The 25,160-nt window shown below is 62.9% G+C and carries 20 protein-coding genes; 12 read left to right on the top strand and 8 right to left on the bottom strand.

Features of this window, described 5'->3' with window-relative positions; genetic code table 11:
• Positions 1–189 precede the first annotated feature (189 nt).
• Together C7416_RS13400 and C7416_RS13395 are read left to right on the top strand one after the other, a co-directional pair.
• Entirely contained in the window at positions 190–1,620 is a 1,431-nt protein-coding gene (locus C7416_RS13400) for an O-antigen ligase family protein (RefSeq protein ID WP_240988185.1), read from the top strand.
• Positions 1,617–2,708 (top strand): glycosyltransferase family 4 protein, encoded by a 1,092-nt coding sequence (locus C7416_RS13395; protein ID WP_111519376.1) that lies wholly within the window; start codon positions 1,617–1,619, stop codon positions 2,706–2,708. The genes C7416_RS13400 and C7416_RS13395 overlap by 4 nt, the downstream gene beginning before the upstream one ends.
• A 7-nt stretch (positions 2,709–2,715) precedes the next feature.
• On the opposite strand, the gene waaA is transcribed toward C7416_RS13395, so the two are convergent.
• From waaA to C7416_RS13380, 3 genes are read right to left on the bottom strand one after another with little or no spacing between them, the layout of a single operon-like run.
• A complete protein-coding gene (waaA, locus tag C7416_RS13390; protein WP_111519375.1) occupies positions 2,716–4,005 on the bottom strand; it encodes a lipid IV(A) 3-deoxy-D-manno-octulosonic acid transferase in 1,290 nt (429 codons plus the stop codon).
• Positions 4,005–5,111, bottom strand: coding sequence for a lipopolysaccharide heptosyltransferase I (waaC, locus tag C7416_RS13385; RefSeq protein ID WP_111519374.1), 1,107 nt, complete (start codon positions 5,109–5,111; stop codon positions 4,005–4,007). Before waaC ends, waaA begins: the two co-directional genes overlap by 1 nt.
• Positions 5,092–6,477 carry a phosphomannomutase/phosphoglucomutase gene (locus C7416_RS13380; protein ID WP_111519373.1) on the bottom strand — a complete coding sequence of 462 codons (1,386 nt, stop codon included), beginning with the start codon at positions 6,475–6,477 and terminating at the stop codon, positions 5,092–5,094. Before C7416_RS13380 ends, waaC begins: the two co-directional genes overlap by 20 nt.
• A gap of 243 nt (positions 6,478–6,720) precedes the next feature.
• Here C7416_RS13380 and C7416_RS13375 point away from each other — a divergent pair, with 243 nt between their 5' ends.
• The 10 genes from C7416_RS13375 (at position 6,721) to C7416_RS13330 (ending at position 19,044) form a co-directional block, all read left to right on the top strand.
• Positions 6,721–7,863 (top strand): glycosyltransferase family 4 protein, encoded by a 1,143-nt coding sequence (locus tag C7416_RS13375; RefSeq protein WP_111519372.1) that lies wholly within the window; start codon positions 6,721–6,723, stop codon positions 7,861–7,863.
• Positions 7,860–9,179: a sugar transferase gene (locus tag C7416_RS13370; protein WP_111519371.1), complete on the top strand. Its 1,320-nt coding sequence runs from the start codon at positions 7,860–7,862 to the stop codon at positions 9,177–9,179. The genes C7416_RS13375 and C7416_RS13370 overlap by 4 nt, the downstream gene beginning before the upstream one ends.
• Positions 9,179–10,312, top strand: coding sequence for a glycosyltransferase (locus tag C7416_RS13365; RefSeq protein ID WP_111519370.1), 1,134 nt, complete (start codon positions 9,179–9,181; stop codon positions 10,310–10,312). The genes C7416_RS13370 and C7416_RS13365 overlap by 1 nt, the downstream gene beginning before the upstream one ends.
• Positions 10,312–11,568, top strand: coding sequence for a lipopolysaccharide biosynthesis protein (locus tag C7416_RS13360; RefSeq protein WP_111519369.1), 1,257 nt, complete (start codon positions 10,312–10,314; stop codon positions 11,566–11,568). The genes C7416_RS13365 and C7416_RS13360 overlap by 1 nt, the downstream gene beginning before the upstream one ends.
• Positions 11,569–11,588: 20 nt before the next feature.
• Positions 11,589–13,400: a DUF7657 domain-containing protein gene (locus C7416_RS13355; protein ID WP_111519368.1), complete on the top strand. Its 1,812-nt coding sequence runs from the start codon at positions 11,589–11,591 to the stop codon at positions 13,398–13,400.
• A 506-nt stretch (positions 13,401–13,906) separates the two neighbouring features.
• The gene (locus C7416_RS13350; RefSeq protein ID WP_111519367.1) at positions 13,907–14,539 is read left to right on the top strand and encodes a NeuD/PglB/VioB family sugar acetyltransferase; all 633 of its coding nucleotides are present in this window, start codon (positions 13,907–13,909) and stop codon (positions 14,537–14,539) included.
• Between the two features lie 114 nt (positions 14,540–14,653).
• Positions 14,654–15,700, top strand: a complete 1,047-nt coding sequence (locus C7416_RS13345; protein WP_240988186.1) for a DegT/DnrJ/EryC1/StrS family aminotransferase — start codon at positions 14,654–14,656, stop codon at positions 15,698–15,700.
• The gene (locus C7416_RS13340; protein ID WP_240988187.1) at positions 15,688–16,857 is read left to right on the top strand and encodes a glycosyltransferase family 2 protein; all 1,170 of its coding nucleotides are present in this window, start codon (positions 15,688–15,690) and stop codon (positions 16,855–16,857) included. The genes C7416_RS13345 and C7416_RS13340 overlap by 13 nt, the downstream gene beginning before the upstream one ends.
• 125 nt (positions 16,858–16,982) lie before the next feature.
• Positions 16,983–17,969: a class I SAM-dependent methyltransferase gene (locus C7416_RS13335; RefSeq protein WP_258401110.1), complete on the top strand. Its 987-nt coding sequence runs from the start codon at positions 16,983–16,985 to the stop codon at positions 17,967–17,969.
• Positions 17,962–19,044 carry a glycosyltransferase family 4 protein gene (locus C7416_RS13330; protein ID WP_111519363.1) on the top strand — a complete coding sequence of 361 codons (1,083 nt, stop codon included), beginning with the start codon at positions 17,962–17,964 and terminating at the stop codon, positions 19,042–19,044. The genes C7416_RS13335 and C7416_RS13330 overlap by 8 nt, the downstream gene beginning before the upstream one ends.
• A 102-nt stretch (positions 19,045–19,146) precedes the next feature.
• Here C7416_RS13330 and C7416_RS13325 read toward each other — a convergent pair whose 3' ends face one another.
• From C7416_RS13325 to C7416_RS13305, 5 genes are all read right to left on the bottom strand, one after another.
• Positions 19,147–21,474, bottom strand: coding sequence for a glycosyltransferase (locus tag C7416_RS13325; protein ID WP_111519362.1), 2,328 nt, complete (start codon positions 21,472–21,474; stop codon positions 19,147–19,149).
• Positions 21,475–21,519: 45 nt separating this feature from the next.
• The gene (locus C7416_RS13320; protein WP_111519361.1) at positions 21,520–22,266 is read right to left on the bottom strand and encodes an ABC transporter ATP-binding protein; all 747 of its coding nucleotides are present in this window, start codon (positions 22,264–22,266) and stop codon (positions 21,520–21,522) included.
• Between the two features lie 14 nt (positions 22,267–22,280).
• A complete protein-coding gene (locus tag C7416_RS13315) occupies positions 22,281–23,063 on the bottom strand; it encodes an ABC transporter permease (RefSeq protein WP_018008105.1) in 783 nt (260 codons plus the stop codon).
• Positions 23,064–23,276: 213 nt separating this feature from the next.
• On the bottom strand, positions 23,277–24,368 hold the full coding sequence (locus tag C7416_RS13310) for an MraY family glycosyltransferase (RefSeq protein ID WP_111519360.1): 1,092 nt from the start codon (positions 24,366–24,368) through the stop codon (positions 23,277–23,279).
• Positions 24,361–25,158 (bottom strand): glycosyltransferase family 2 protein, encoded by a 798-nt coding sequence (locus tag C7416_RS13305; protein ID WP_111519520.1) that lies wholly within the window; start codon positions 25,156–25,158, stop codon positions 24,361–24,363. The genes C7416_RS13310 and C7416_RS13305 overlap by 8 nt, the downstream gene beginning before the upstream one ends.
• Positions 25,159–25,160: the final 2 nt, after the last annotated feature.

Raw genomic sequence — 25,160 nt, 5'->3', positions numbered from 1 at the left:
CCGGGGCGCCCATAGCGATGTCATGATGCATGTGACAAGCAGCATGCCGGAAAGTGCACCCCGGCCATAGACCTTCAGTTTAGCAAGCCGACCCGGCAAGGCTTCCGAAGCGCCTGGCCCTCCACATACATCCTGTAACGGGTAGTCACGCTCGCCCGGCTAGGATGCGGAACTCCTGGAAATGCCACCGTGGCCATCCGATATAATCGCTTCGCCTCGAGCCGCAATGCCGGCGCAGGGCACCGCTCCTCAGGAGACGGCGACAATAATAAGACGGACGGAACGGCACGCATCTCCCATGCAATCACCTTCCTCCGGAAACCTTTCTCCATGCTCTTGATGACGAGATTGCAAGGGTCCCTACCGTTGGGGATCGACAAAGCTCTGTACCTGAGCGCCTGTGTTGTCCTGGCTGCGTTTCCCGCGCTGATGTTCGTCAAGCCGTCGCTCAGCAACACCTGCTACGGGCTGTTGCTGGGGTGGAGCGTCATCGCCCTGGCTGCCGGCGGCCGCGCCGCCCTGGCCGAATATGGCTGCATCCTGCGCCGGTACTGGCCCTTCATGCTGGCCATGGCGGCGCTGCCGCTGGCGGTGCTGGTCCAGCAGCTGCTGACCGGGGCCGAAGATCCGCATGTCCCCTATCTTTACCTGCGTTTTGCGCTGTTCATCGTTCTGGTCCCGGGCATGCTGCGCCTGGGCCGACGCGGCATGCAGAGCATCCAGTGGGGCTTCGTCGCCTGTGCGCTGATATCCGCCTTGTGGCTGCACGAAGTCGCCGCGGCGGGACGTCCCAGCCATGTCGGTTTCTCCAACGTCATCCCCTTCGGCAACCTCGCCCTGCTGACCGGCATGCTCGCCGTGATCTCGATCGGCTGGAACCGCCCAGGCGATCACTGGCTGGCCGGCCTGAAACTGCTGGGCGGCTTCGGGGGCCTGTACGCCTCATACATGAGCGGCACCCGCGGCGGCTGGCTGGGGATTCCGGTGCTGGCGCTGATCGCGCTGGCGGCCTCGCGCAGGTTGACGCGGCTGCACAAGGCCGGAGTGCTGGTGGGGCTGGCCGGGCTGATGGCGCTGGGGTGGTTCAGCAGCGCGATGGTGCAGCAGAGGACGGCTGCCGTTGTATCGGAAGTGTCTCAATTTGTTCAGCATGTAACGTCGGACACTTCGGTCGGAGTTCGCCTTCAGCTCTGGCGCGCGTCGCTTGAACTGTTCCAGGCCCACCCCTGGACCGGCGTTGGGCCGGAACACTTCGAAACGACCCTGCAGACCCTAGCCACCCAGCACGTGATTACGCCGCTGGCGGCGACCATGCCGCATTCTCACAATGAACTGCTGCATGCCGCAGCCACGCTTGGCATTCCTGGATTGCTCGCGATCCTTGCGCTGTACCTCGTGCCCGCCGTCTTCTTCCTGCGCCACCTGCGCGGGACCGACCGCGGCACCAGAGTCGCCAGCGCGATGGGCCTGGCGCTGTGCTGCGGCTTCATGGTGTTCGGGCTGACCGAGGTCATGTTCGCCACGACGCTGGTCAACGCTTTCTACAGCCTGGTCATGGCGTTTTGCTTTGCCTACGTCGTCGCGCGCCAAAGCAAACTGCCGGCACCCGCAACGCCTTGAACCCGGACGCGCGGCGCCATATCTGCTTCCTGACCGGCACCCTGAATGCGATGGCCGGCGCGGAGCGGATGACCGCCACCATCGCCAACGCGCTGGCGGCACTGGGACACCGCGTCACCATCCTAAGCCTCTGGGACACGTCCAGCCAGTTTCCATTGCACCCCGAGGTGCGCCATGAAGCGGTGTTCCCGCAACGCCCCTCGTTCAAGTGCGCCTATTTCGCCACCATTGCCGGCATCCGCCGGCACTGCATCGCGCATCGCGTCGATGTGCTGGTGCAGGTGGACCCCATGCTGGAACTGTTCGTGCTGCCTGCCACGCTCGGCCTTGGCCTGCACCATATCGCCTGGGAGCATTGTCACTTCGACGAGGACCTCGGCAAGCCCGCACGCAAGCTGGCACGCCGGCTGGCGGCGCGCTTCTGCCGCCAGGTGGTGGTATTGACGGAGCGCGACCGCAGCCGCTGGCTGGAAGCGCTGCGGCCGCGCAGCGAGGTGGTCTGCCTGCCGAACCCGCTGCCGTTTGCGTTACCCGATGCGCCGGCGCCACGCACGCAAAGGACGGTGCTGGCGATGGGCCGGCTGGTCCCGGCCAAGGGCTTCGATGTGCTGCTGCGCGCCTGGAAAATAGTGTCGGCACAGGCGCCGCAATGGCAATTGGTGATCCATGGCGAAGGCGAGGAGCGCCCCGCCCTGGCGGCTTTGATACGCGAACTGAAACTGGAAGACAACACCAGCCTGCCCGGGATCTGCAATGACCCCGTGCAAACCTATGGCAACGCCTCGGTGTTCTGCCTGAGTTCGCGCTACGAGGGTTTCGGGCTGGTGTTGATCGAAGCGATGGCCTTCGGGCTGCCGATCGTAGCGACCGATTGCGAGACCGGACCGCGCGAATTGCTGGAACCGGGCCAGGACGCGCTGGTGGTTGCCACCGACGACGCCGATGCCTTGGCCCAGGCGCTGCTGGCAGTGATCCGCCAACCGGAACTGGCCGCAACACTGGGCGCCCGCGGCCGCCAGAAGGCCAGCCAGTTCGCGGTGGAACACATCGCGCAACAGTGGGATGCCCTGGTCAGGGCGCCGAGCTAGTCTCCAGTCAGCCTTCCAACGCCGGGGCGACGGCAGCCAAGGTGCGCACCGTGGCGCCCCGATGCAGGCCCGCGAAGGTCTGTGCATGCGCGCGCATCTCAGCCAGGCGTGTCGGATCGGCCAGCACGCTGGCCGCGGTACGCATCAGCACGTCGGCATTGTCGACACGCAGGCACGCGCCCGCGGCAATTGCATCCTCGGTCGCCTGCGCAAAGTTGAAGGTGTGCGGCCCGATCAGTACCGGCGTGCCGACGGCGCAGGCTTCGATCAGGTTCTGCCCCCCAAGCGGTAACAGGCTGCCGCCGATAAATGCCAGGTCCGACGCGGCAAAGTACATGGCCATCTCGCCCATCGAATCGCCCAGCACGATGTCGGCCGTCAACGGTGACCGCATGCGATCGAGATCCAGATTGCTGCGGCGTTCGACCGAAAACCCGGTACGCGCCGCCATCGCGGCCACTTCATCGAAGCGCTGCGGATGGCGCGGAATCAGCAGCAGCGCCGGCCGGGGCACGCCTGGCGCCAGGGATTCCCAGCGCGAGAAGGCGTCGAGCAGCATCGCCTCTTCGCCCTCCCGCGTACTCGCCGCCGCCAGCACCGCGCGCGCGCCGAAGGCCTGGCGCAGCTGCCCGCCCAGCGCCACGCCGGCCGCCGCCGGCTGCATGTCGAACTTGAGGTTGCCGGTGATCTGCACCGCCGGCACACCCAGTGCGCGAAAGCGCTCAGCGTCGCCCGCCGTCTGTGCCAGCACGCCGGCAAAGTCGCGGTACATCGCCGCCGCGGCGCGGCCGAAGCGGGCCGTGCGCCGGTAGCTGCGCGGCGACAGGCGGGCGTTGACGAGATACAGCGGCACGCCTGCCTTGCGCGCGCCATGCACCAGGTTCGGCCAGACCTCGGTCTCCATCAGCATGCCCACCTGCGGCCGGAAATACCGCATGAACCGCCGCACCAGCCACGGCAGGTCGTACGGCAGGTAGCACTGGACCACGCGCGGCTCGTTGCCAAACAGCTGCGCGCCGGTCTGGCGGCCGGTTGGCGTCATGTGCGTCAGCAGCAGGCGGTGATGCGGATGCGCGGCCAGCAGCGCCTCGACCAGCGGTTGCGCGGCGCGGGTCTCGCCCACCGACACGGCGTGGACCCATAGCCACGGCCCCGGCTTTGGCAGGCCACCATAGGCACCGAGGCGTTCGCCGACATGCTGCAGGTAGCCCGGCTCCTTGCGCGCGCGCCAGGCCAGGCGCAGCAGCGCCAGCGGCAGCACCGCCACCCACAACAAGCTGTACAGGAGACGCAACATCAGGCAGCCTCTCCGCGCACGCGGCAGGCCGCCTCGTAGACTTCATCGACCGACGGCACCACGCCGTCGTCGCCGACATTGGCAATGCGTTCCGACCAATAGCCTTCGGTCTTCCAGCGCCAGGTGGCGGTATAGATTTCCACGGTGGGCCGGCACAGCGCCGCGGCGATATGGACCAGCCCGGTATCGACGCCAATAACGACTTCGGCGCGATTGATCAGGCCAAAGCCCTGCATCACCGAGAAGCGCGGCAACACCCTGGCGCCCGGCACACCGGCAGCGATAGCTTGGGCAGCCTGGCGCTCCTTGTCATTGCCCCATGGCAACAGCATCACCAGGCCATCTTCAACCAGTCGCTTGCCCAGCGCGTGCCAGTTCTGCACCGCCCACTTCTTGCGCGCTCCCGCGGTCGCATGGAAGCACACGGCATAGCGTGCCGGCAAATCCGCCCATAGCGGATCGTCGACGGACAGCGTCCGACCACCCTCCCCGAAAAACAACGGCGGCTCCGCCGGCGCGGCCCCGGTCAGCGCCGCGCCCAGCAAGCGCGAGCGCCGCACCGAATGGGTCTGGCGCGGCACGGCCACGGGATCGGTATAGAGCAGCCGCGCCGCCGGTTCATAGCCCGAGCCCTGCGTGGCGTTGCCAAGCCCGATGATGGGCGCGCCCGGCGCGCGCGCGGCGACGCGTGCCACCACCGCCGTCTTGAGCAAGCCCTGGCTTTCGATCACGGCGTCATAGCGCTGCTGGCGCAAGGCATCGCGCACCACGCCGATCTCGCGCCAGGTGCCGCCCTGCATCAGACGCTTGCGCCAGCGCCGCAGCGCGAACGGGATCACGCGGCGCACCTCGGGCAACAGGCGCACCAGCTCCACGTAGCCTTCTTCGACGACCCAGTCGATCTCGGCGCCCGGCCAGCGCGCGCGCAAGTCGTGCACCAGCGGCATGTTGTGCACCACATCGCCAAGGGACGAAACCTTGACCAGCAGGATGCGCGGCCGCTCCGGCAGCGCAAAAGGCACCGCGGCCGGCATGGGCTGTGCCACACCGGCCGCGTCAGACGATGCCGCAGGCACCGTCGCGCCCTCAGAACGGGAGCTGAGCATCCGGCTTCTCGGCGAGGATCACGCGCTTGAACTCTGCCTGGATGCGCGCCAGCGCGGCGTCGTTGTCCGCTTCGAAACGCATCACCACCACCGGCGTGGTATTGGACGGACGCGCCAGGCCAAAGCCGTCGGCATATTCCACCCGCACGCCGTCGATGGTGATCACTTCGCGCGCGCCGTCGAACCTGGCGTTGGCGCGGATCTTGTCGAGCAGCGTGAAGGGCTCGCCCTCGGCGCACTTCAGCTGCAGTTCAGGGGTGTTGTTGGCGTTCGGCAGCGCGTTCAGCACCGCGCTGGGATCGGCATGGCGCGACAGGATTTCCAGCAGCCGCGCGCCGGTGTACAGGCCATCGTCAAAACCGTACCAGCGGTCCTTGAAGAAGACATGGCCGCTCATTTCGCCGGCGATCGGCGCTCCGGTTTCCTTCAGCTTGGCCTTCACCAGCGAATGCCCGGTCTTCCACATCAGCGGCTCACCGCCGTGCTGGCGGATCCACGGCGCCAGCTTGCCGGTGCACTTGACGTCGTAGATCACCTGCGCACCGGGATTGCGCGACAGGATTTCCTCGGCGAACAGCATCAGCTGGCGGTCCGGGAAAATCACCTGCCCGTCCTTGGTCACCACGCCCAGGCGGTCGCCGTCGCCATCGAAGGCCAGGCCCAGCTCGCAGTCGGTCTCGCGCAGGGTCTTCATCAGGTCCTGCAGGTTTTCGATATGCGCGGGATCGGGATGGTGGTTGGGGAAGTTGCCGTCGACCTCGCAGAACAGCTCGACCACTTCACACCCCAGGCCGCGGAACAGGTCGCCGACAAAGGCACCGGCCACGCCATTGCCGGCATCGAGTGCAATCTTCATCGGCCGGGACAGCTTGACGTCTCCCAGGATCCGATCGAGATACTTCGCGCGCACATCGACTTCCTTGTACGCGCCTGCGCCCTGGGTGAAAGCGCCGGCCTCGATGCGCTTGCGCAGGTCCTGGATCTGCTCGCCGTAGATGGCCCGGCCCGCCAGCACCATCTTGAAGCCGTTGTAGTCGGGCGGGTTATGGCTGCCGGTGACCATGATGCCCGAGGTGGGGCGCACGCCGTCGATCTCGATATTGGTTGCGAAATAGACCATCGGCGTCGCCACCATGCCCAGGTCCAGCACGTCCAGCCCGGTGGCGCGCAGGCCCTCGACCAGGCCACCGATCAGGTCCGGGCCGGACAGCCGGCCGTCACGGCCGACGGCGATGGAAGTCTCGCCGAGCTCCACGGCGGCGGAGCCGAACGACAAGCCGATCTGGCGCGCGACGTCGCGGGTGAGCGTTTTGCCCACGATGCCGCGAATGTCATAGGCTTTGAAGATGGAAGGATCGATTTGCATGTAGGGTCCTGAGTTGCTTGTCGTCCGCGCCACACCTTGCCAGCAGGCCGATGCGGCGCCCCAAAGGCAGCTATTTTGCCGGATTGCGGCGGGTCCGGGCGGTATAATCGCCGCATTATCACGGATGGACACAATTTTCGGAGTCTGTCCTACATCCGGCGGTGCCCTGCCCAGCGCTCAGGGGTATTTTGTCCTGCCGCGGCACCCGCGGCGGACCCGATCCGTCACGAAACGTACACAGCCTTGAAGCCATCCGCGCAACCGTCGTCCCGACCTCGCATTGCCTACCTGATCACCAATGCGGAGATCGGCGGCGCGCAGTCGCATGTCGCCGACCTGCTGCGGTCGACGGCCGGCAAGGCGGATACCGTGCTGCTGGCGGGCGGCGAAGGCCCCCTCTTCGAGATCGCCGCACGCACCGGCGCGCAGACCATCCGGCTGACACGGCTGGACAATGCCCTGTCGCCCTGGCGCGCCATCCATGCCTTGCGTGAACTGGTCGGGGCATTGAAACACGCCGCGCCGGACCTGATCCATGCCCACAGCGCCAAGGCAGGCGCCCTGGGCCGCATCGCCGGACTGTTACTCGGCATACCCGTGGTATATACCGTTCACGGCTTTGCCTTCAAGGCCGAAGCCCCACCCCGCCAGCGCCTGGCCGCGCGCGTGGCGGAATGGCTGCTGGCACCGCTGGCCGCGCGCGTAATCTGCGTCGCGCAAGCGGAACGACAACTGGCCCGCTCGCTTCCGCTTGCCGCCGAACGCATCTCGGTCATTCCCAACGGCATCCCCGATACACCCCATCGCGCCGACCCGCAAGCCCCCCTGCGAAGGATTGTGATGGTGGCGCGCTTTGCCGCGCCCAAACGCCAGGACGCGGCGATCCGCGCGTTCGCGCGCGCAGGGCTGGAGTCGTGCGTGCTGACTTTGGTCGGAGACGGCCCGCAGCGGCATGCCATGCAGCAACTGGCGCAACAGCTTGCACCGGGGCGCGTGGAGTTTCCCGGCAACGTCACGGAAGTGCCGGCGCTGCTAGCTTCGGCCCAGGCCTTTGTACTGGCGTCGGATCACGAAGGCTTTCCGCTGTCCGTGCTAGAGGCGATGCGGGCCGGACTGCCAGTGGTCGCCTCAAACCTGCCTGGCATTCGCGAGCAGCTCGAAGACAACCGGCACGGACTGCTGGTCGATCACGATGACGAGCATGCGTTCGCCGCAGCGCTGCGCCGCCTTGCCGACGACAGCGTCCTGCGCGCTGCGCTCGGCCAAGGCGCGCGCCAGCGGTGGGAGCAATGCTATGGCCTGGAACGCATGACCGACGCCACCTGGTCCGTCTACCGCGACGCCCTCGCCCAAACGCCCCGCACCGCGCGGGTGCCGACATCATGACCATCAAGGCCGACAGCATGCGGCACCGCGCCCTGCGCATGCGCACCGGCGGCTCGGAGACCGTGCGCCGCGTCAGCCGGATGGTGGCGTGGGCGGTGCTCGGCCTGGCACTGTTCGCGCTCAGCGCGGTCGGCGCCGAAATGGCGCACCGCGCCGGCATCGTGACCTACGTGTTCACGCGCACGCTGCTATGGTCGGTAGTGCCGTACCTGGTCGCGTTCATGCTGCTGCATCGCTCGCTGCACCTGCCGGCGATGGAGGGCAACAGCCTGGCCGGACTTGCCGCGACGCTGCCGTTCTGCGGCCTGCTCTTCGTGTTTGCCGCCTTCCATATCGAATACTCGCGCGGCGCGCTGCTGCTGTCCTACCTGATCACGCTGGCGTGGCTCTGGACCGGCTATCGACGCTTCGTGCAGAACTACGTGCCGCTGTTCGGCTATACCGATCCGGGCACGCTGGCGCAGCTGGACGCCATCCTTGCCATGCCCGGCGCCGCGGCGCCGGCCCGCATCCGCTTCGAACCGGTGGGCTCGCTGGAGGACGCCAGGCATTTCGACGGCCTGATGGTAGAGCGCAGCGCCACCGGGGACCCCGAACGCACGCGGCTGCTCGCGCACTACAAGATGAGCCATGTCCGCATGTACTCGGTCGAGCGCGTCGGCGAAATGCTGACCGGCCGCGTCGGCCTGGCGCATATCGACGAGAACTTCCTGGACGACTACGCCGCGCACTACCTCTATGGCTACCTGAAGCGCGCGATCGATATCGTGGCCGTCGCCTGCCTGGCGCCTGTGGCCGTGCCGCTGGGGCTGGCCGTTGCGCTGGCTATCCGACTCGAAACGCCCGGGGGCGCCATCTTCCGGCAAGAACGCGTAGGCCTGTTCGGCAAGGCTTTCGTCATGCTCAAGTTCCGCAGCATGGGGGTCGACGCCAACGCGCCCGCCCTGTTCGCGGCACGCCGCGATCCGCGCGTGACGCGGGTCGGACGCATTATCCGCAAGTACCGCCTGGACGAGATCCCGCAGCTGTGGAACGTGCTGCTCGGGCATATGAGCCTGATCGGCCCGCGGCCGGAGCAGGCGCCCATGGTCGACCGGTTTTCCGAAACCATCCCCTATTACCCGTACCGCCACCTGGTGCGGCCCGGCCTGTCCGGCTGGGCCCAGGTGCAACAGGGTTACGCCGGCAGCCACGAGGAAACCGTGACCAAGCTCAGCTATGACCTCTATTACGTCAAGCATTGTTCGCTGGCACTGGACCTGCTGATCGGGGTGAAGACGCTCAGGACCCTCGCAACCGGCTACGGAGCCCGCTGATGGGCAGCGTCGACGACACTGCCGCGCCGGCGCCATTGCGCATCCTTGTCATCACCACAGGCCTCAAGCTCGGCGGCGCCGAGCAGCAGATCGCGGCGCTGGCGCGCGCCTTCCTGGCACTGGGCAACGAGGTCGCCGTCCTCAGCCTGACGCAGGGGCACGAAATCGACTTGCCTGCAGCCATCCCCGTCACCGAACTGGACATGCGCAAGACTCCGCTGTCGATGTTGGCGGCGCAGCGCAAGGCCCGCCTGCTGGTGCGGCAGTGGCGCCCGGATGTCATCCACGCCCATATGGTCCACGCCAACCTGTTCGCACGGGTGCTGGCCAGAACGGGACGCATGCCGCCAGTCATCTGCTCGGCGCACAGCGCGCGCGAAGGCGGCCGCCTGCGCGCCCTCGCCTACCGCGTCACGGACCGCTGGTGCGCCCTGACGACCCATGTCAGCGACGCCGGCCGTATGGCGATGGTAGCCAGCGGCGCCGTGCCGGACGAGCGCGTGATCGTGATGCCCAACGGCATCGATACCAGCCGCTTTCACCCGGACCAGGCTTCGCGCGAACAGGCCCGACGCGACCTCGGCCTGGGCCCCGACGACGTGCTGGTCCTCAATGTCGGCAGGCTGGTACCGGAGAAGGACCAGGCCATGCTGATCGAGGCCTTCGCCGAAGTTTGCCGCGATCTGCCCAAGACGCGGCTCATGATTGCCGGAGATGGTCCGTTGCGCGATGAACTGGCGCAACAGGTCGCCAGGCACGGGCTGAATCATGTCGTACTGCTGGCCGGCGCCCGGAGCGACATACCGGAGCTGCTGCGCGCCGCCGATGTCTTCGTGCTGTCGTCGCGTATCGAAGGCATGCCGCTGGTCGTGGGTGAAGCGCTGGCCAGCGGTCTGCCGGTCGTGGCGACTGCCGCGGCAGGCGTCTCCGAACTGGCGGGAGACACCGCCACGCTGACGCCCACGGGCAATCCGCAAGCCCTGGCGAGCGCCTTGCGCAACGCCATCGCAGCTCTGCCCGGCACCGAAACCGAACGCGACCGTCGCCGCCAGCGCATCGTCGGCCATTTCGACGTGAACGGTGTGGCGCGGCAATGGCTGGCGCATTACCGCAGCCTGAGGAAACAACCCTGATGCGCCGCAAAGTCGCAGGCAACCTGCTCTGGATGCTGGCCGACCGTGGCTTGCAGGTGGTCGTGGGCATCGGCGTGGTGGCCATGCTGGCGCGGGCGCTGGGCACCGAGGGGTTCGCGCATTTTCAGTATGCGCAGTCGCTGGTGTTTATTGCGGCGTCGATACCGTTGATCTGTTCGGCGGAGGTGGTGGTGCCGCGGTTGGTGGCGGCCGCGACCACCGAGGATCGGCATACCTTGGTCGCCCATGCTTTCGTGATCCGGCTTGTCGCCGGCATTTCCGGCTACGCGCTCATGTGTGCCTGGCTTGCACTCACCCGGCAAACGGCTGACACGTGGATTCCGGCCATCCTGCTTGGCACCGCCATCATGCTGCGCGAACCGTTCGGCATCGTGATCGCGTGGATGCAGGCGCGCACGCATAACCGGCCCAATGTCGTTTTCAATTTATTCGCGCTGGCGCTAAAAACCGGATTGATAGCAATGCTTTTCATTGGCGGCGTGAAAGCGGTTCCGGCCTACGCGACCGCCTTTGCCTTCGAGCCACTGGTTGCGGCGTTGCTTTTGGCCTGGTACTACTTATACCGCTCGCCGCGCGCCATTCCATCGTACCAGCCACCGGTGGCGCGCGAACTGGTCCGCGACGGCGCGCTGTTCTGGATCAGCTTCATGCTGATGGTCGCAGCTCGCCGCTCCGATCAACTAATCCTCAAGCCGGTCGTGCCGCTTTCCGAGCTTGGCGCCTATGCGGCCACGATGCAGGTACTGGACAACTTCACCACCATCGCGACCATTCTGGCGGCTGGAGTGGCGCCGATCTATGTGTTTGCGCAGAAATCGGGGGCGGCCGCACGTCGCAACGTGCTTCGCGTCGCCATGGGCATGGCGGCAGTTGGGCTTTGCGGTGCGGGCCTTATCGCTATCTGCGCCGAGTGGATCGTCGGCCTGCTCTATGGCCATGCCTTTGCGCAGGCGGTTGTGCTGCTGCAACTTGCCGCATTGGCATCGGCGCTGATTTTTGCGGATGTCGGACTAGGGCTGCTGCCGGTCTACTTGCGCAAGCCGCGCTGGGTGGCGGCGAAATGGGCTCTGGTGCTCATCACCACCGTGGCTGTCAACCTAATTGCCGTGCCAAGCCTTGGCACAAGGGGCGCTATCCTGGGATACGCTGTGGGCAACGCAGTCGCCGTCATATTCGGTCTCGCAATGATTCTTGTCTCCGGGCGGAAACCGGTAGTCGCGACCTCTTCCGCCTGAGTTATACCGATAAGCAAAATATGCTTCCATTTGCGCTGATTCGCAAATATCTGGTCTGGTGCGTGCTGCTTTCTCTCGGGGCGATTTATGTCGGGAATACCTGGTCCCCATCGTCGTACGGAGTCGTGCTCGAACGCATCGGCGCCAAGGGCGAGGGGCTGCACTTTGGCAAGCCGCGCGCGATTCGCAGCGATGAGTGGTCGGTCGTCACGCCGCTCACCCAGGCCACCGTACGCAATGGCCTGCAACGATTCAATGCCACCTCTTTGTACCAGGAGGATCTGCGCATCAATTATGGTCTGCCGATAGCGGACTGGGGCCTAATATTCAAGCCAACCATGTGGCTGTATCCGCTGGTCAATGCCGCGTACGCTTTTTCGTTTCACTGGTTCGCCATTTTTGCGGTCTTTATCGTCGGCTACAGCAAGCTCTTCCGCGTTGCCGGAACCACGCCCCCACAATCGTACCTGCTTGCCCTAACGCTCTATTTCACCGGATTTTCACAATTCTGGTGGAATGAAAAAGGGCCGATCATTGCCTTGTTTGCCGGCGCGCTGGCCGTACTTTTCATCGAGGCCCCCATCGTAGTGCGCTTAGCTCTTTTCTATTGGCTGGCAACAAGCTGGCTGATGACTGATTTCTATCCGCCGCTATTCATATCTCTGGCCTTCGCAGGGGCCGTTTTCCTACTGTGCTACGGCAGGGAGTGGTGGCGACCGGCACGCCTTGCCAGGCTAGCCGGCACGTCGCTGCTGGCTGCCGCGACTGTGGTCCTTTACCTGAAGAACTATTTGCTAGGGACCATGCAGACGCTCTATCCGGGCCAGCGAAACTTCTCGGGCGGCGCGCTGCCGGTGGAGCGCTGGCTCTCGCAGTTCTTTCCCGCCAGTACCTTTGACCGGTCATACAACTCGCTGATCGGGGCGAACATCTCCGAGATCGGCGTCGTAGGAACGTGGTTCGTGGTGCTGTGCCTGTGCTTCCTCGACTACCGCAACCTGCGCAATGCACTGGCCGCCCGACGTCAGTGGGTGCCGGTGGCTGTCCTGTTCGCCGCACTTGTGCTGATGACGAGCTGGATGCTGCTGCCGGTTCCAGCGATGCTTGGCAAACCATTATTGTGGAATCACGTGCAGCCCGAGCGCATGGTTTTCGCTGCAGGCCTGCTGCTCACTTTGATTGCGCTGGCCTTGGTGCGGGTAATGGGCCTGGCATGGTCAACCCAACGGGCGCTGGTTTTCATTGGCGTCGCCATTGCCTCGTGGCTCTTGTTCAAGGCATCGAGATATGGCTTTCACCCGCGCTACTGGAACGATCTGTACGTGGTTCCGGCCGTGCTGCTGTGCATCCTCATCCGGAAAGTGCGCAGTCTGCAGCCGCTGACTTGCATTTCAGGGCTCGCCGCATTTAGCGGAGCCATGATGTTCTTCCCGTTCAATCCAGTGCAATCGGCCTGGCCCATATTCAACGTGCCCGATACCGTGATACTGCATCAGCTCACAAGGCAGGCGCAGGCCAATGATGGCGTTCTCGCCGCATACGGTTTTTCCGGAGCCACGCTGAACGGACTCGGTTATCGCTCCGTGTCACATGTCACGCCTGTGCCCTCTCTAACCATGTGGCGACAATGCTTCGCCGCGATTCCCGTAAGCCGGGTCGACAGCATATTTAACAGGTATTCGCACATCACTTTGATAGAATCGGACATGCCAACCCTGCTGGGCCCGGACAATGTAGGCGTGCCCCGACATCTATTCAGTTTCATCGGCAGCGGACCCGCGAAGTTTCCCATGCCCGCCAGACCCCAAGGTAGCTGTGTCGGTCGGGTGTAAGCCAGCAACGCCAAACATGGCGTGGAACGCAGCCTGGCCCGCGCCACGCCGCGCTCCAGGGTTCTGAAGCACTAAAATGGGCATGCGCCCTTTTTCGTTCTTTGGGCAACCTGATAGTAGCCGGATTTCCTGCCGGCCGGCATGATCTGGCGGCTTCCACGCACGCATACGTCGCATTAACTTGCCGATGCGCGCTATCGCGACACCGCGTGATGACCAGCGCCGCGACCAACACCCGGCAAGCCTCAGCCTCGACGTTGTTTCGTCAAAGTTTCTTTTGTTTCAAAAGCGCACATATAGCCGCCGGGGACCGTTGCATCAGTACCATGGCGGGTTAAGCGTTTGCTCACCAGCCGAGCCGGCGCGTTGGCTTTCCCCTTGGGCGACACCACCGCGAATACCGCGCTCTGTCGTTTACCGGGAGGTTGCCGTTAACGTCAGGAGCCATCAGACAGTATGCGATACTTCGATGTCCCAACAATCTGCCAAATGGCGCCCTAACAGCTATGTCGATTGTGATCTTCGGGGCCGGCGGCCTTGGTCGCGAGGTGCTTGCGACGCTGCAGCTCACCGGACATAACGTATTAGCATTCGTCGTCGAGCCGGGCTATGCGGCGCAGCCGATCCGTGGCGTACCAGTCTTCGACAACATCGAACCGTGGCTCGCCCGCGCAGACGTCTCCTTTGTCATCGCCGTGGGAGACTGCAGGGCGCGCAAACGCATTGCCAGTAAGTTGCATACCCGCCACTTCACCACATTGATGCATCCCGCAGTAATCAAGGGGCACGACGTGGTAATCGGAAAAGGAGCAATATTTCTCGGGCCGGCCAGCATGACCACGGACGTCGAAATCGGCGAACATGCCTTGATCAATCCTGGTTGTGTGATTTCGCATGATTGCAAGATCGGGGCGTTCGCAAATCTGGGACCCGGTGTATCCCTGGCTGGCGGGGTCACTGTAGGGGAAGGCGCGGATCTTGGCGTTGGTGCCGTGGTGGCGCCTCGCTGCACGATTGGCGCCGGCGCCATCGTAGGCGCAGGTGCCGTCGTCATCCGTGACGTGGATCCCGGCGCTACCGTGGTGGGCGTCCCGGCACGTCCGCTTGTGCGGCGTGCCGCATCGGCGGCAGCTTCTTAAATTCCGACGTGAGCGTTGCTCGCGTCATTCCTGACATTGTTCAGCTCCTTGCTTCATTCCATGGCTAATCATCTTCCCGCGTCGCAGGCCCCAATCAAAGTACTGGTTCCCCACTTGCCTGAAGTCGCAGCATTGCTGCCCTATCTGCGACGTATCGATGAGAACCGCAGCTACAGCAACTACGGCCCACTGTATCGCGAATTTGTTGCTCGGCTAAGCGAGCTGACCGGTGCAAAAGGAGTAACGATCACGAGTAACGGCACGACCGCCATCGAGCTTGCTTTGCGCTCGCGATCAACGCCGGGCCGGCGCTATTGCCTGATGCCTTCCTACACGTTTATTGCAAGCGCCCATGCCGTTTGCAATGCCGGGCTTACGCCTTATCTGCTTGAAGTTGATGCACACAGTCTCGCCCTTACGCCGGAAATCGCAGAAGCAGCGCTTGCCACGGTGCCCGAGCCGCCGGCGGCCGTGCTGGTGGTGAGCGCCTTCGGTGCGCCGCCTGATTTCAAGGCCTGGGCCGCATTCGAGGCGCGACATGCCATACCGGTGGTATTCGATGCCGCCGCCGCGGTTACCGCGATTTCCGACGTAGGCGCACAACCCGCGTGCGTAAGCCTCCATGCCACCAAGGTTCTCGGTATCGGAGAGGGTGGCGCCATTCTGACAGCCGACACCGAGCTGACGGCCCGGACGACGGCGATGACCGGTTTCGGCTTTATGGGTGTCGAGCGGCTGTCGAGCATCCGCGGCGGCAACTACCGGATCTCGGAATACAGTGCCGCGGTGGGCCTGGCTGCACTGGACGCCCTGCCGGAACGTCTGCGCGCGCTGCGCGATCTCACTGAAGCCTATCAGCACCGGCTCGAGGGCAAGGCAGCCGTGCTGCAGCGCGGCGTTGGCGAGAAGTGGGTGACCATGACGCTGAATGTGACAATTCCCGAGCAAGACGTGGCTGGCACCATAGAGCGGCTCGATGCCGCAGGCATCGAATGGCGTCGATGGTGGGGATTGGGCTGCCACCGTCATCCGGCATTTGCCGACGTGCCGCGCGCAGATCTGTCCGCCACCGACAAGCTGGCCGCCCGCGTGATTGGCTTGCCCTTCCATGACAACCTTTCCGACGCCGACCTCGACCGGATCACAGCATGCCTGAAATGAACGGCCAGCCGCTGCTTTCCTATATCGTCCTGTCATATAACTACGAAGAGTACATCGGTACGACACTGCGCTCCATCCTGGAACAGACGGTCCAGGACTTTGAGATCGTGGTGGTGGATGATTGCTCGCGTGACCGGTCGGTCGAGGTGGTCCGCAGCTTCAATGACCCCCGCATCCGGCTCATAGTCAACGAACACAATCTCGGCGGCGCAGGCAGCTACAACCGCGCGGTGGAAGCGGCCCGCGGAACATGGCTGGTCAACCTGGATGCCGATGACTGGATTGCGCCCAACAAGGCAGAAATTCAGTTGCGCGCCGCCCAGAAAGATCCTCGCCTCGACATCATTGGCACCCACGTCAAAATCCTGGATCACGAGGGCAAACCGCACCCCGATGCGCCCTCCCTCGAAGGTGGCATCAATCAGCCTCACGACCTCAACCTGGTACAAAATTGGGTTGGCATGAACTGGCTGTGCCGCTCATCGAGCATGGTACGCCGCGAAGCGCACCTTCGTATCGGCCTGGATGACCCGGCCATGGTACGCGCCCCCGACTACGAGCTGTGGACGCGCGCCCTGAGAATGGGCTGCAAATTCGCCGTCGTGCCTCAGCAATTGACCTTCATGCGGCTGCACAAGCGCGGCGTCACCCACGCCGACCCGCTCGGACAGTTCCTTGAACTCAGTTACGCCATGATGCGCAACCTGGTCCCGCTGGCCGAAGCGCGCGCCCTTCACCCCACCGTCGAGAGCATCATCGCGTGGGTAGCGCGCCACGGGGAGCTGTGCAAGCTAGAACCCAGGCACGCCTATCGGCTGCTCGGTATTGTCCTGGCAACACCTGAATTTCCTGACTTTACGGCTTTTCGCAGCGAGGTGCTGTCCGACGAACCGGACAATGTCCTGGTGCGCGCTGGACGGCGTGCGCTCACCACCTACCGGGAAGGTTCGCCAGGGTTCGCCTATGCCACTAAACTGGAGCGGGATATTGGCGAGTTCATCCATGCGCGGAATTACTGGCAAGCACAGGCCGAGCATTGGGAACGGGTCTATCACATGCGGCGGACCCGATACACCCCGCGGAGAATCGCCGCAGCCTTGCTGCGGCGGGCCAAGATTGCGCCTGAGTTATTGCGGAAACTTGATGGGTACCGATGACACAAAGTATTGAAGGCCAGAGCGGCGCTTTCCAATGCAATGTATGCGCCGACCGGCACTATTCTCATACTGCAAGGCGTGGCGACGGTAGACGGGTCCTGTTCTGCGCAAGTTGCGGCATGGGAATGATCGAGAACCCGCCCGCGGATACCAGTGTCTTTTATCAGGACGGCTATTACGGCGGCGAAGCTCACCTGGAAGTCGGCTACGCAGATTATGCCTTTACCGCTGAGCATGCTCTGTTATGGGCCAGGCTGTTGGTGCAGGCACTGATCGACAGCGGTCGCGTACTGGATGTGGGCTGTGCCGATGGCTTCATGCTACGCGGCCTGGGGCCCGCCTACGAGACTTACGGCATCGAGGTCAATGCGCACGCTGCCGAACGCGCGCGCCAAGGCGGCGTGACGATCATTGGTAATGATGTGCTGGCGGACCTGAGACACGGTCACTTCAGGCGGCACTTCGACGTGATCACGTCGATTGCAACGTTTGAGCATGTGCTGGACCTGCGTGGCGCCTTCCATGCCTGTCTGGAAGCGCTGAAGCCGGAAGGCGTGCTGATCTTCGAAATTCCGTTGATGTCGCAAACGCGCGACAACAAGGATTGGCTGGAAGGATCGTATGAGCATATCTACTATCCGACCATTCGAGGTATCGAAACCCTGCTCGGCAGCTTTCCCGGCTATACCTTCACCGGCTTTGAATCAGACATCAAAGGCTATAGCTCAACCTACATCGGTGCCCTCGCAGGTGATCCGGGGACTTTTGCCAGGGTCGAACATCTGTTCCGCTGCATGAGACAGGAAGCCCCGGCTGGACTGACTGAGCAGGAGAGCAATGTGAACGTGGCCTACCACGTAGTCCACTCGTTCCGCCCTAGCCCTGAACGCATCCTCGCCCTGCCTCCGCTCATCGAGAAAACCGGCAGCCCCAGACTGCTTACGCACCTGATGCAGCTGTGGTATGCGGATTGCACAGCTGCAACCAACGCAGAGTGGTACAAGACGCAGGCAGCTAACTGGAAGGCTTCGTTTGACAACTTGCAGGACGTGCACTCGAAGCAAACTCGATACTTGCAAGCATTAGAAGAAAGCAAAAAGAAAGATGAGTAATCCGAGAATCCTGGCTCTTCTTCCGTTTCTGGTTAAAGGAGCACTGTCTCTTCAGGTGTTACGTGAGATGCGCCACCGCAATTTCGACGTAACGGTGGCGTTTTGCTCCGACGCTTCGTCCGTCTACACGCCGGACGATATGGAGGACTTTCGCGCCGACAAGCGATTGCTTGACCTGAGCGCCGTGCCGCACCACGACACCCTTGATGTTGTCTGGCGAGAGATGCAGCGTCGGGCTACCGGCCTGGTGCTGCAGATCGGTGCGCCGCTGCTCTACCATCACCTTCCTTACTGGAAGGAGCGTAATCCGTCGCTACGCATTGTCGATACGCTGTATAACGAGATCGGCCATACCCTGAACCACTTTCTGTATGAGCAATGTTTCGACGGGGTGATCGTCGAAACCGAGCACATGAAGCGGTTCGTGGAACGGAATTCGGCAAAGGCGGACGCAAGGGTACGGATCGTTCGGAATGGCATCGACACCGATTGGCTGACACCTGCGGCTAAGCCTTCCTCCGAAAACGGGCTGGTGGTGGGCTACGTGGGGCGGATGTCGCCGGAAAAGAACCCGCTCGGCTTTATTGACCTGATAGAACGGATATATCCGCAATTGCCGGACGCCCGCTTTGTGCTTGCGGGCGACGGCGCCCAAACGGATGAGGTCCGGCGTCGGGTTCGAAATAGTCCGGCAGCCAGCCAGCTACAGTTTCGCGGCTACGCGGCTGATGTAAGAGCCGTACTACAGACCCTCGATGTACTGGTGTTACCGTCCAAGCTGGATGGGCGGCCCAATATTGTGATGGAAGCCAATGCCTGCGGCGTCCCCGTTATCGGGGCCCCGGTGGGCGGTGTTCCTGAACTGATTGCCGAGGGAGTGAATGGCTTCCTGGCACACCCTGCGGAGGCAGAGCGAATCCTGGGCATTCTCTCCGCGTGGCGCGAAAATCCGGCTGAACTGACACGATTCAAGCAAGGCTCTCGTCAGTATGCGGAGCGGCACTTCAGCCGCCAGCTGATGATGGACACCTATGATGATGTCTTTCGAGAGCTGGGCGAGAGAGCACCCCACTGATTGCACGGCGATGCCTGTTTGACCGGCACAACCGCTGCGGCACTTCACCATGCTCACCGCGTTACTAGCTCGGTTTGCGACGACGGCATGGCTGCTCGTCCGCTAGCCTCCCGAGTATGCCGGCAGGCTCGCGAGATGCTCCCGGAATGCTTCCAGGGAATGGTTTTCTTCGATCATGCTCAATGCGCGAGCCCGTTCATGCAAGAGGGTAGCTGGCGCCCTCAGAAACTGGCGAATACGGGCAACATAACCTTCGACGTCGTCGAAATGCTCCAGCAGGAAACCGCTGTCGGCAGGAATGACTTCGCCGATACCGCCGATGTCGGGGGCCAGTACCGGCAGGCCCGAAGCTTGAGCCTCCAGCACCACGTTGGGAAGGCCATCCCACTGCGTCGTATAGAGGAGTAGCGCATAGTTTTCTGCCGGCACGCTGTCGAAGCCTTCGTAAGCGCCCAAGACGGAAACATTGCGCATGCGCTTCAACGCCGCCAGCACGGTAAGAATCTCCGGCGGCGTGGACAGCGTGGGAGAACCGTAGACGTCGAAATGGCACTCCGGCAAGCGTTGGGCAATCTGCAGCAACAGGTCTGGCCGCTTCTCCCTGTCGAACCTACCTGCCCACAGAATTCGCGGTTTTTGCCGGGTATCGAACTCGAAGCGCGGACGGCTGGGCTGTGGATAACGGAAACGCTCGAACAAGTCCGGTGGCAGGCCGTACATCGAGATCAGACGCGCGACGAAAGCCTGGTTATCGGTCATCACCTTGGTCAGGTAACGGTACGATGCCTCAAGGGCGCCACCATAGCCATATGGCTCAAGCTCTTCGGTGTAATCAAAACCGAACAGCGAGGCATAGAGGCCGCTGTCCTCCGACAAGGCATTGCCATGACGCACGTACAGGTCCCACGCCGTCGCGCTGTTGACGTTGTGAACCACGCGAGGGCGTAGCTTCAACAATAGTCGAGACAACAGCAGCCGCTGCTCAATTGGCTGCAGGTGCGGCGCATGGGTGGTGCCGAACGGCAGCACGCGAACCTCCGGCGGCAGGCGCGACATCCAGGGCGACTCTGTATTCTCGGTGGTGATAACCAGGACCTGCGCCGAAAAATCACGCGCCAGGGCATGGATGTGATGCAGGGCCACCAAGTCCGCGCCGCCGCGCTTGAGCCACGGCAGCATGAAGACGTGGGTGACCGGCCCTGGCCCTACCACCTCCAGCATATCGCGATAGGCGTTTCCCACAGCCATGCTGGCGCGGAAGGTGCGGCGCCGTGCTTCCCTGAAGAACTGGCGGGACGGGAACAGTTGCAACTCATACGCGGCGAGCGCGTGCATCTCGTTGCGGATCCAGGCCGGCACTTCCGGAGCCTTGAGATCGCGGCCTTCCCGGTCGCCGAAGCGCAGCCAGTGATGCAGTCCGGACGCGATTCTTCCCTGAGTTACCGATGCCCGCACATCCTCGTTGGCATCCAGGTAAGCTTCTTCCGACCACGCCTTGACTGTGACGCGCTGCGCCGGAGTCGGGAGCAGGCGACCTTCCGCACGGCCGAACAGCCGCCAGTGGTCCTTGCCGGACTTCATGCTTCGCGCCCGCACAGCGTCCCTGACGTCGGGATGGACCTGAAGATAGGCTTCCTCGTCCCATTCAGCGTCGACGACACCCACGGCAAGCTGGTCCGGCGCTGATGCCGATTTGCCTTCCAGCCCCAGCAAATCCGCATGGTCAAACAGGGTTGAATGCCGGATGACCCGCGAGCGCTCGATCGCCGCTGCGTTACGGCTGCCCGAGGCCTTCAGCCGGATGAAGTGCGCCGTATCGGCGGCAACGACATGCATGAGGCCTGCGGCAATCGTGTCGCAGTTCCAATGCCAGTCTTCGTAACCGAACCCGGAGTGCGCCGGCGTGTCGCGATAAGGAATCGCCAAAAGCGTCTCGCGGCGCACCACACATAATGCGGTCCAGGCATTCTCGACCAGCAACTGTGACGCGCGAAAGCCGGTATCGCGCTGGTCCGGATGCCGCAGAATCCAGCGCTCGGCGCCGAAGTAGACGTTGTAGTCGGGATGGACAATATAGGCGGGGTTCTCGCGGGCTTGTCGCAGTGCAATGGCCAGCCAGTTCTCCGAGCAGAGGTCGTCCCCGTCAAGGATTGCAATGTACTCGCCGCGGGCATGTCGAGCGCCGTGGTTACGCGCAAGGCCCGGGTCGCCGAAGTCGGTCGACAGAATCCGCGCATCCGATGGGAGGTGCGGACTACGCTGCAGATAGCGCAGCGTTTCGCCGTCGGCTTGGTCCGCTACCAGTAGCAGTTCCGTACGCGCTCCGTTGGCAGCCGCAAAACGCATCGCACGCGCGATGCTGGCCAGGGTCTTGTGAGCAAGAATGCCTTCGTGGTGCAGCGTAACGATGCAAGAGATATCAACCGTCATACAGACATCTTGATCAATTTGATTCGGCCATGGCCCGGAGCGAGGCTAATGGTTGGCTTCGTAGACGGGCAAAACCTCCTCTACCGATCCGGCCATGCGGATCTTTCCGTGTTCCAGCCAGATTACCTTGTTGCACATCCTGCGAATGACTTCGTTCGAATGGATGGCCAGCACCACGATCTGGGCGCGATTATGCAGATCATGCAGGCGCGCGTTGGCCTTATCCTGGAACGATGCATCGCCAACGCCGATCACCTCATCAAGCAGCAGGATATCCGCGTCGACAGCTGTAGACACCGCAAAAGCCAGCCGCATGCGCATGCCGCTGGAGTAAGTGCGTAGCGGCAGGTCGAGCGAATCGCCGAGGTCGGTGAATTCGGCGATGTCTTTTTCCTTGGCGCGCAGTTCGGCGTCGCTCATGCCGAGCAGCAAGCCGCGCAAGCGGATGTTCTGGTAGCCCGTCGAGTTCTCGTCCATCCCGAGGCTGATGTCGAGCAGCGGCACCGCCTTGCCCTGACGGTCATAGCTTCCCGAGGTGGGCGCGTAGATACCCGCCAGCAGCCTGAGCAGAGTCGACTTGCCGGCACCATTGTGGCCGATCAGGCCAACGCGATCGCCTGGCTCGAGCCGGAGATCGATACCGTCAAGTGCCTTGACGACGACCACACCGGTAGCTTCTTCCGCGATCTGGTTACGCCGTCCGAGTCGCAGTACGCGCTTCTTCAGCGAACGGCCCTGGACGTCGTAAATCGGAAGCTCGAGGCGGACATTGCGAAGTTCTATATATGCCATGTTACTGAATTCGTTCACACCCAGTACGGAATGCGCTTGAGATAACGCCCGGTCAGCCACAGTGCGGCGGTCCAGCCCACCACAGCCATGCCCAGCGAAACCCCCCAGGTAAGCATTGACGGAAACTCGCCCACCAGCGGCGCGCGCACCAGATGCAGCAAATAAGAGAGCGGATTGTAGTCAACGATCCAGGAAAACCGGACCAGCGCATCTGGCCGGTACATGATCGGCGTGACATAGAAAGCCACCTGGAACAGCGACGAAATGATCTGCGGCAGATCGCGGAAGCGCGCAGACAACAAGCCCGAAATCATCGCCATCCACATTGCATTCAGCACATACAGCAGGAGCGCCGGAATAAACAATGGCAGCGTCGCCCAATTTTTCACGCCAAATATGATCAGCAGCGCCACCACAATAATGAAGTTATGGCCCAGGATAATCACGTTGCGCCACATCACCTGCAGCACGTATAGCAGTTTCGGAGTGGCGGCCTGCCGGATGAAGTGGGCATTATGGATATAGACGACCGCTCCCTCGTTCACGATCGTCGCGAGCAGGAACCACATCACCAGCCCGATGCTGAGGAATGGCAGGTACTCACGCAGTTCCTGGCCGAACAAGGTGCCGTACACGGCACCGATCGAAGCGATCATGATCGCCATGCTGATGGTCAGCCAGAACGGTCCAACCGCCGAGCGCGCGTAACGCTGGCGAATTTCTATCCAGCCAAGTAACGACCAAAGGCGCCAGGAGGCGACGCTCTCCCGGAGGTCATCGATTGCAGTCAAAAGCATAGGGAATACCAAGAAAGTACGATGCCGCGCCGGTTTCCCGGAGCGGTGAAGCGGAATCAACCAACGCGGCGACGAATTCGCCGGCGAGTTCTGTCTCGCCGCGAAAGGCGCCACGATACCATAAAGATTTTGACGTCAAGCCACCAAGGCAGCCCATGGGGCGACGGGCGCGGCGGCCCAGTGCGAGCCGCTCGACGCAGGTTCGGCACGCCCTCATGGCGCCGGCAGCCGCGGCTTGCGGCCCTTCAACATCCGGCGCCCAATCCGGATAAACCGCCATGCATTGCGGGTTACCATCAGATGCGCGCCCGTCACTGCAAGAAAGGCCAGGAACAAGGCCTGTTCCGAGACCCCCATTTTCCAACCGAGCACACCGACGAAACCCATCAGAGCGTTGCTCAGCACGATCAGCCACACGATAGTGCCGTGGCCAATATCCAGCCGCAGCAAAATATGGTGCAGATGGGTGCGGTCCGCCGCGAGCGGATTCTTGCCCTTCATCGCACGCCGCACTACCACTGCCAGCAAATCGATCAGCAGAAAACCGAGAATCCACAGCATCACCACGGGGGGAATCCGGGCCCCGCTGTTATAGACAGGCTGTGAAAGCTCCACTGCAAACCATACGATGCCGAAACCGAGCATCAGGCTGCCGGCGTCTCCCAAAAAGACCCGTCGCTTGCCGCGCAGCGGATTGCGAATGTTGAAAACCAGGAAACCCAGAATGGCGCCGCAGAAAATTACACAGATACGCTGAGCAGCGTTATTGCCCAACTCGCCCGCTACCACCGCGAGCCAGACAAAGATAAAAAACGCCAGGCCGCCTGCAAGGCCATCGAGCCCGTCGCTCATATTCATCGCGTTTACCACCGAGACCACCGCGAACAACGTCAGTGGGATGCCCCAGTTGAGCAACTCGATCTCGCGGCGCCCAAACAGATCGCCCAGCGAGGACAGGTAGACGCCGCCCCACGAAGTCATCAGGATCGCGGCAAACAACTGGACCACCAGCTTGGCTGCAGGCGACATGCCTTTCAGATCGTCGACCATGCCCACCAGCGCAAGAACTGACAAACCGGCGAGCAGTGCCACATAGTAGCCCTGCGTGCGCATGAACATCAGCGCGCCGATCCAGACGGCCAGCGTGATAGCGATGCCGCCCACTAGGGGCACTTCGCCCTGATGCCGCTTGCGCATATCGGGACGGTCCATCAACCCCATGATCGGGGCCAGCGGGCGCAGCGCCATGATGGCAAAGGCGCATACCAGGAATACAAAGCATGGCACCCAGAAGAAATCAAACATGCATGGCCCTCTTGTCGTGACCTGAAGCAAAGAACCGGAAGCGCCAGTAAGTGCCGGAAGCGAACAGCCGCAACAAGCTCCCTACATGCCAGCGCAAATATTGCCAGTTGCGCCTGCTAGCGCGCTGTGCATCGTGGATGATGACGGCATTCGGCACCCACGACACATAAGCGCCAGACAAATGGATCTTCAAGCAGATGTCGACGTCTTCGCAGTAAAGATGAAAGCGCTCGTCAAATCCGCCAACGCTGCGGTAGATATCTGCATGGAACACCATGCACATTCCCGCGAGCCAGTCGACCTGCTGGATCTTCTGCGAAACCGCATAGTCGGCTTCGCAACGCTTCTTCAGGGTCCTGCGCAAAAGTCGGATAACGGAAGGGACACGCCGGGCACTGTCTTCGACGCGTCCATCAGGCGCCAGCACGCGCGGGCCAGCCACCCCCGGCCATTGCGCAGCACAGTCGAGCAGCGGCAACAGGCTTTGCGGCTCCAGCCTCACATCGGGATTCATCACGCAGAAAAACGGCGCACGGCAATACGTGAATGCAGCATTGTGATTCTCGGCAAAGCCGATCGGCCCCGTATTGACGATCCACGTCAGCCGAAAATCCTCGGATTCCTCGACCGGAATAACCGGTTCCGGCAGATTCTGCGTGACAATGACCTGCATCCGCACCTGTCGCGAAGCATCACGCAACTGGTGCAGCAACGGCGCGAGCAGGCGACCCTGACCATGGCTCACGACCGACACGGTCAGCCGCGGCGTCCATGTGGTGGATGGATGCATGG

Source organism: Cupriavidus phytorum, from assembly GCF_003254285.1.
GTDB classification, from domain to species: Bacteria; Pseudomonadota; Gammaproteobacteria; order Burkholderiales; family Burkholderiaceae; genus Cupriavidus; species Cupriavidus phytorum.
The sequence above is the reverse complement of the archived record's forward strand: the minus strand, read 5'-3'. Positions and strand labels throughout refer to the sequence as shown.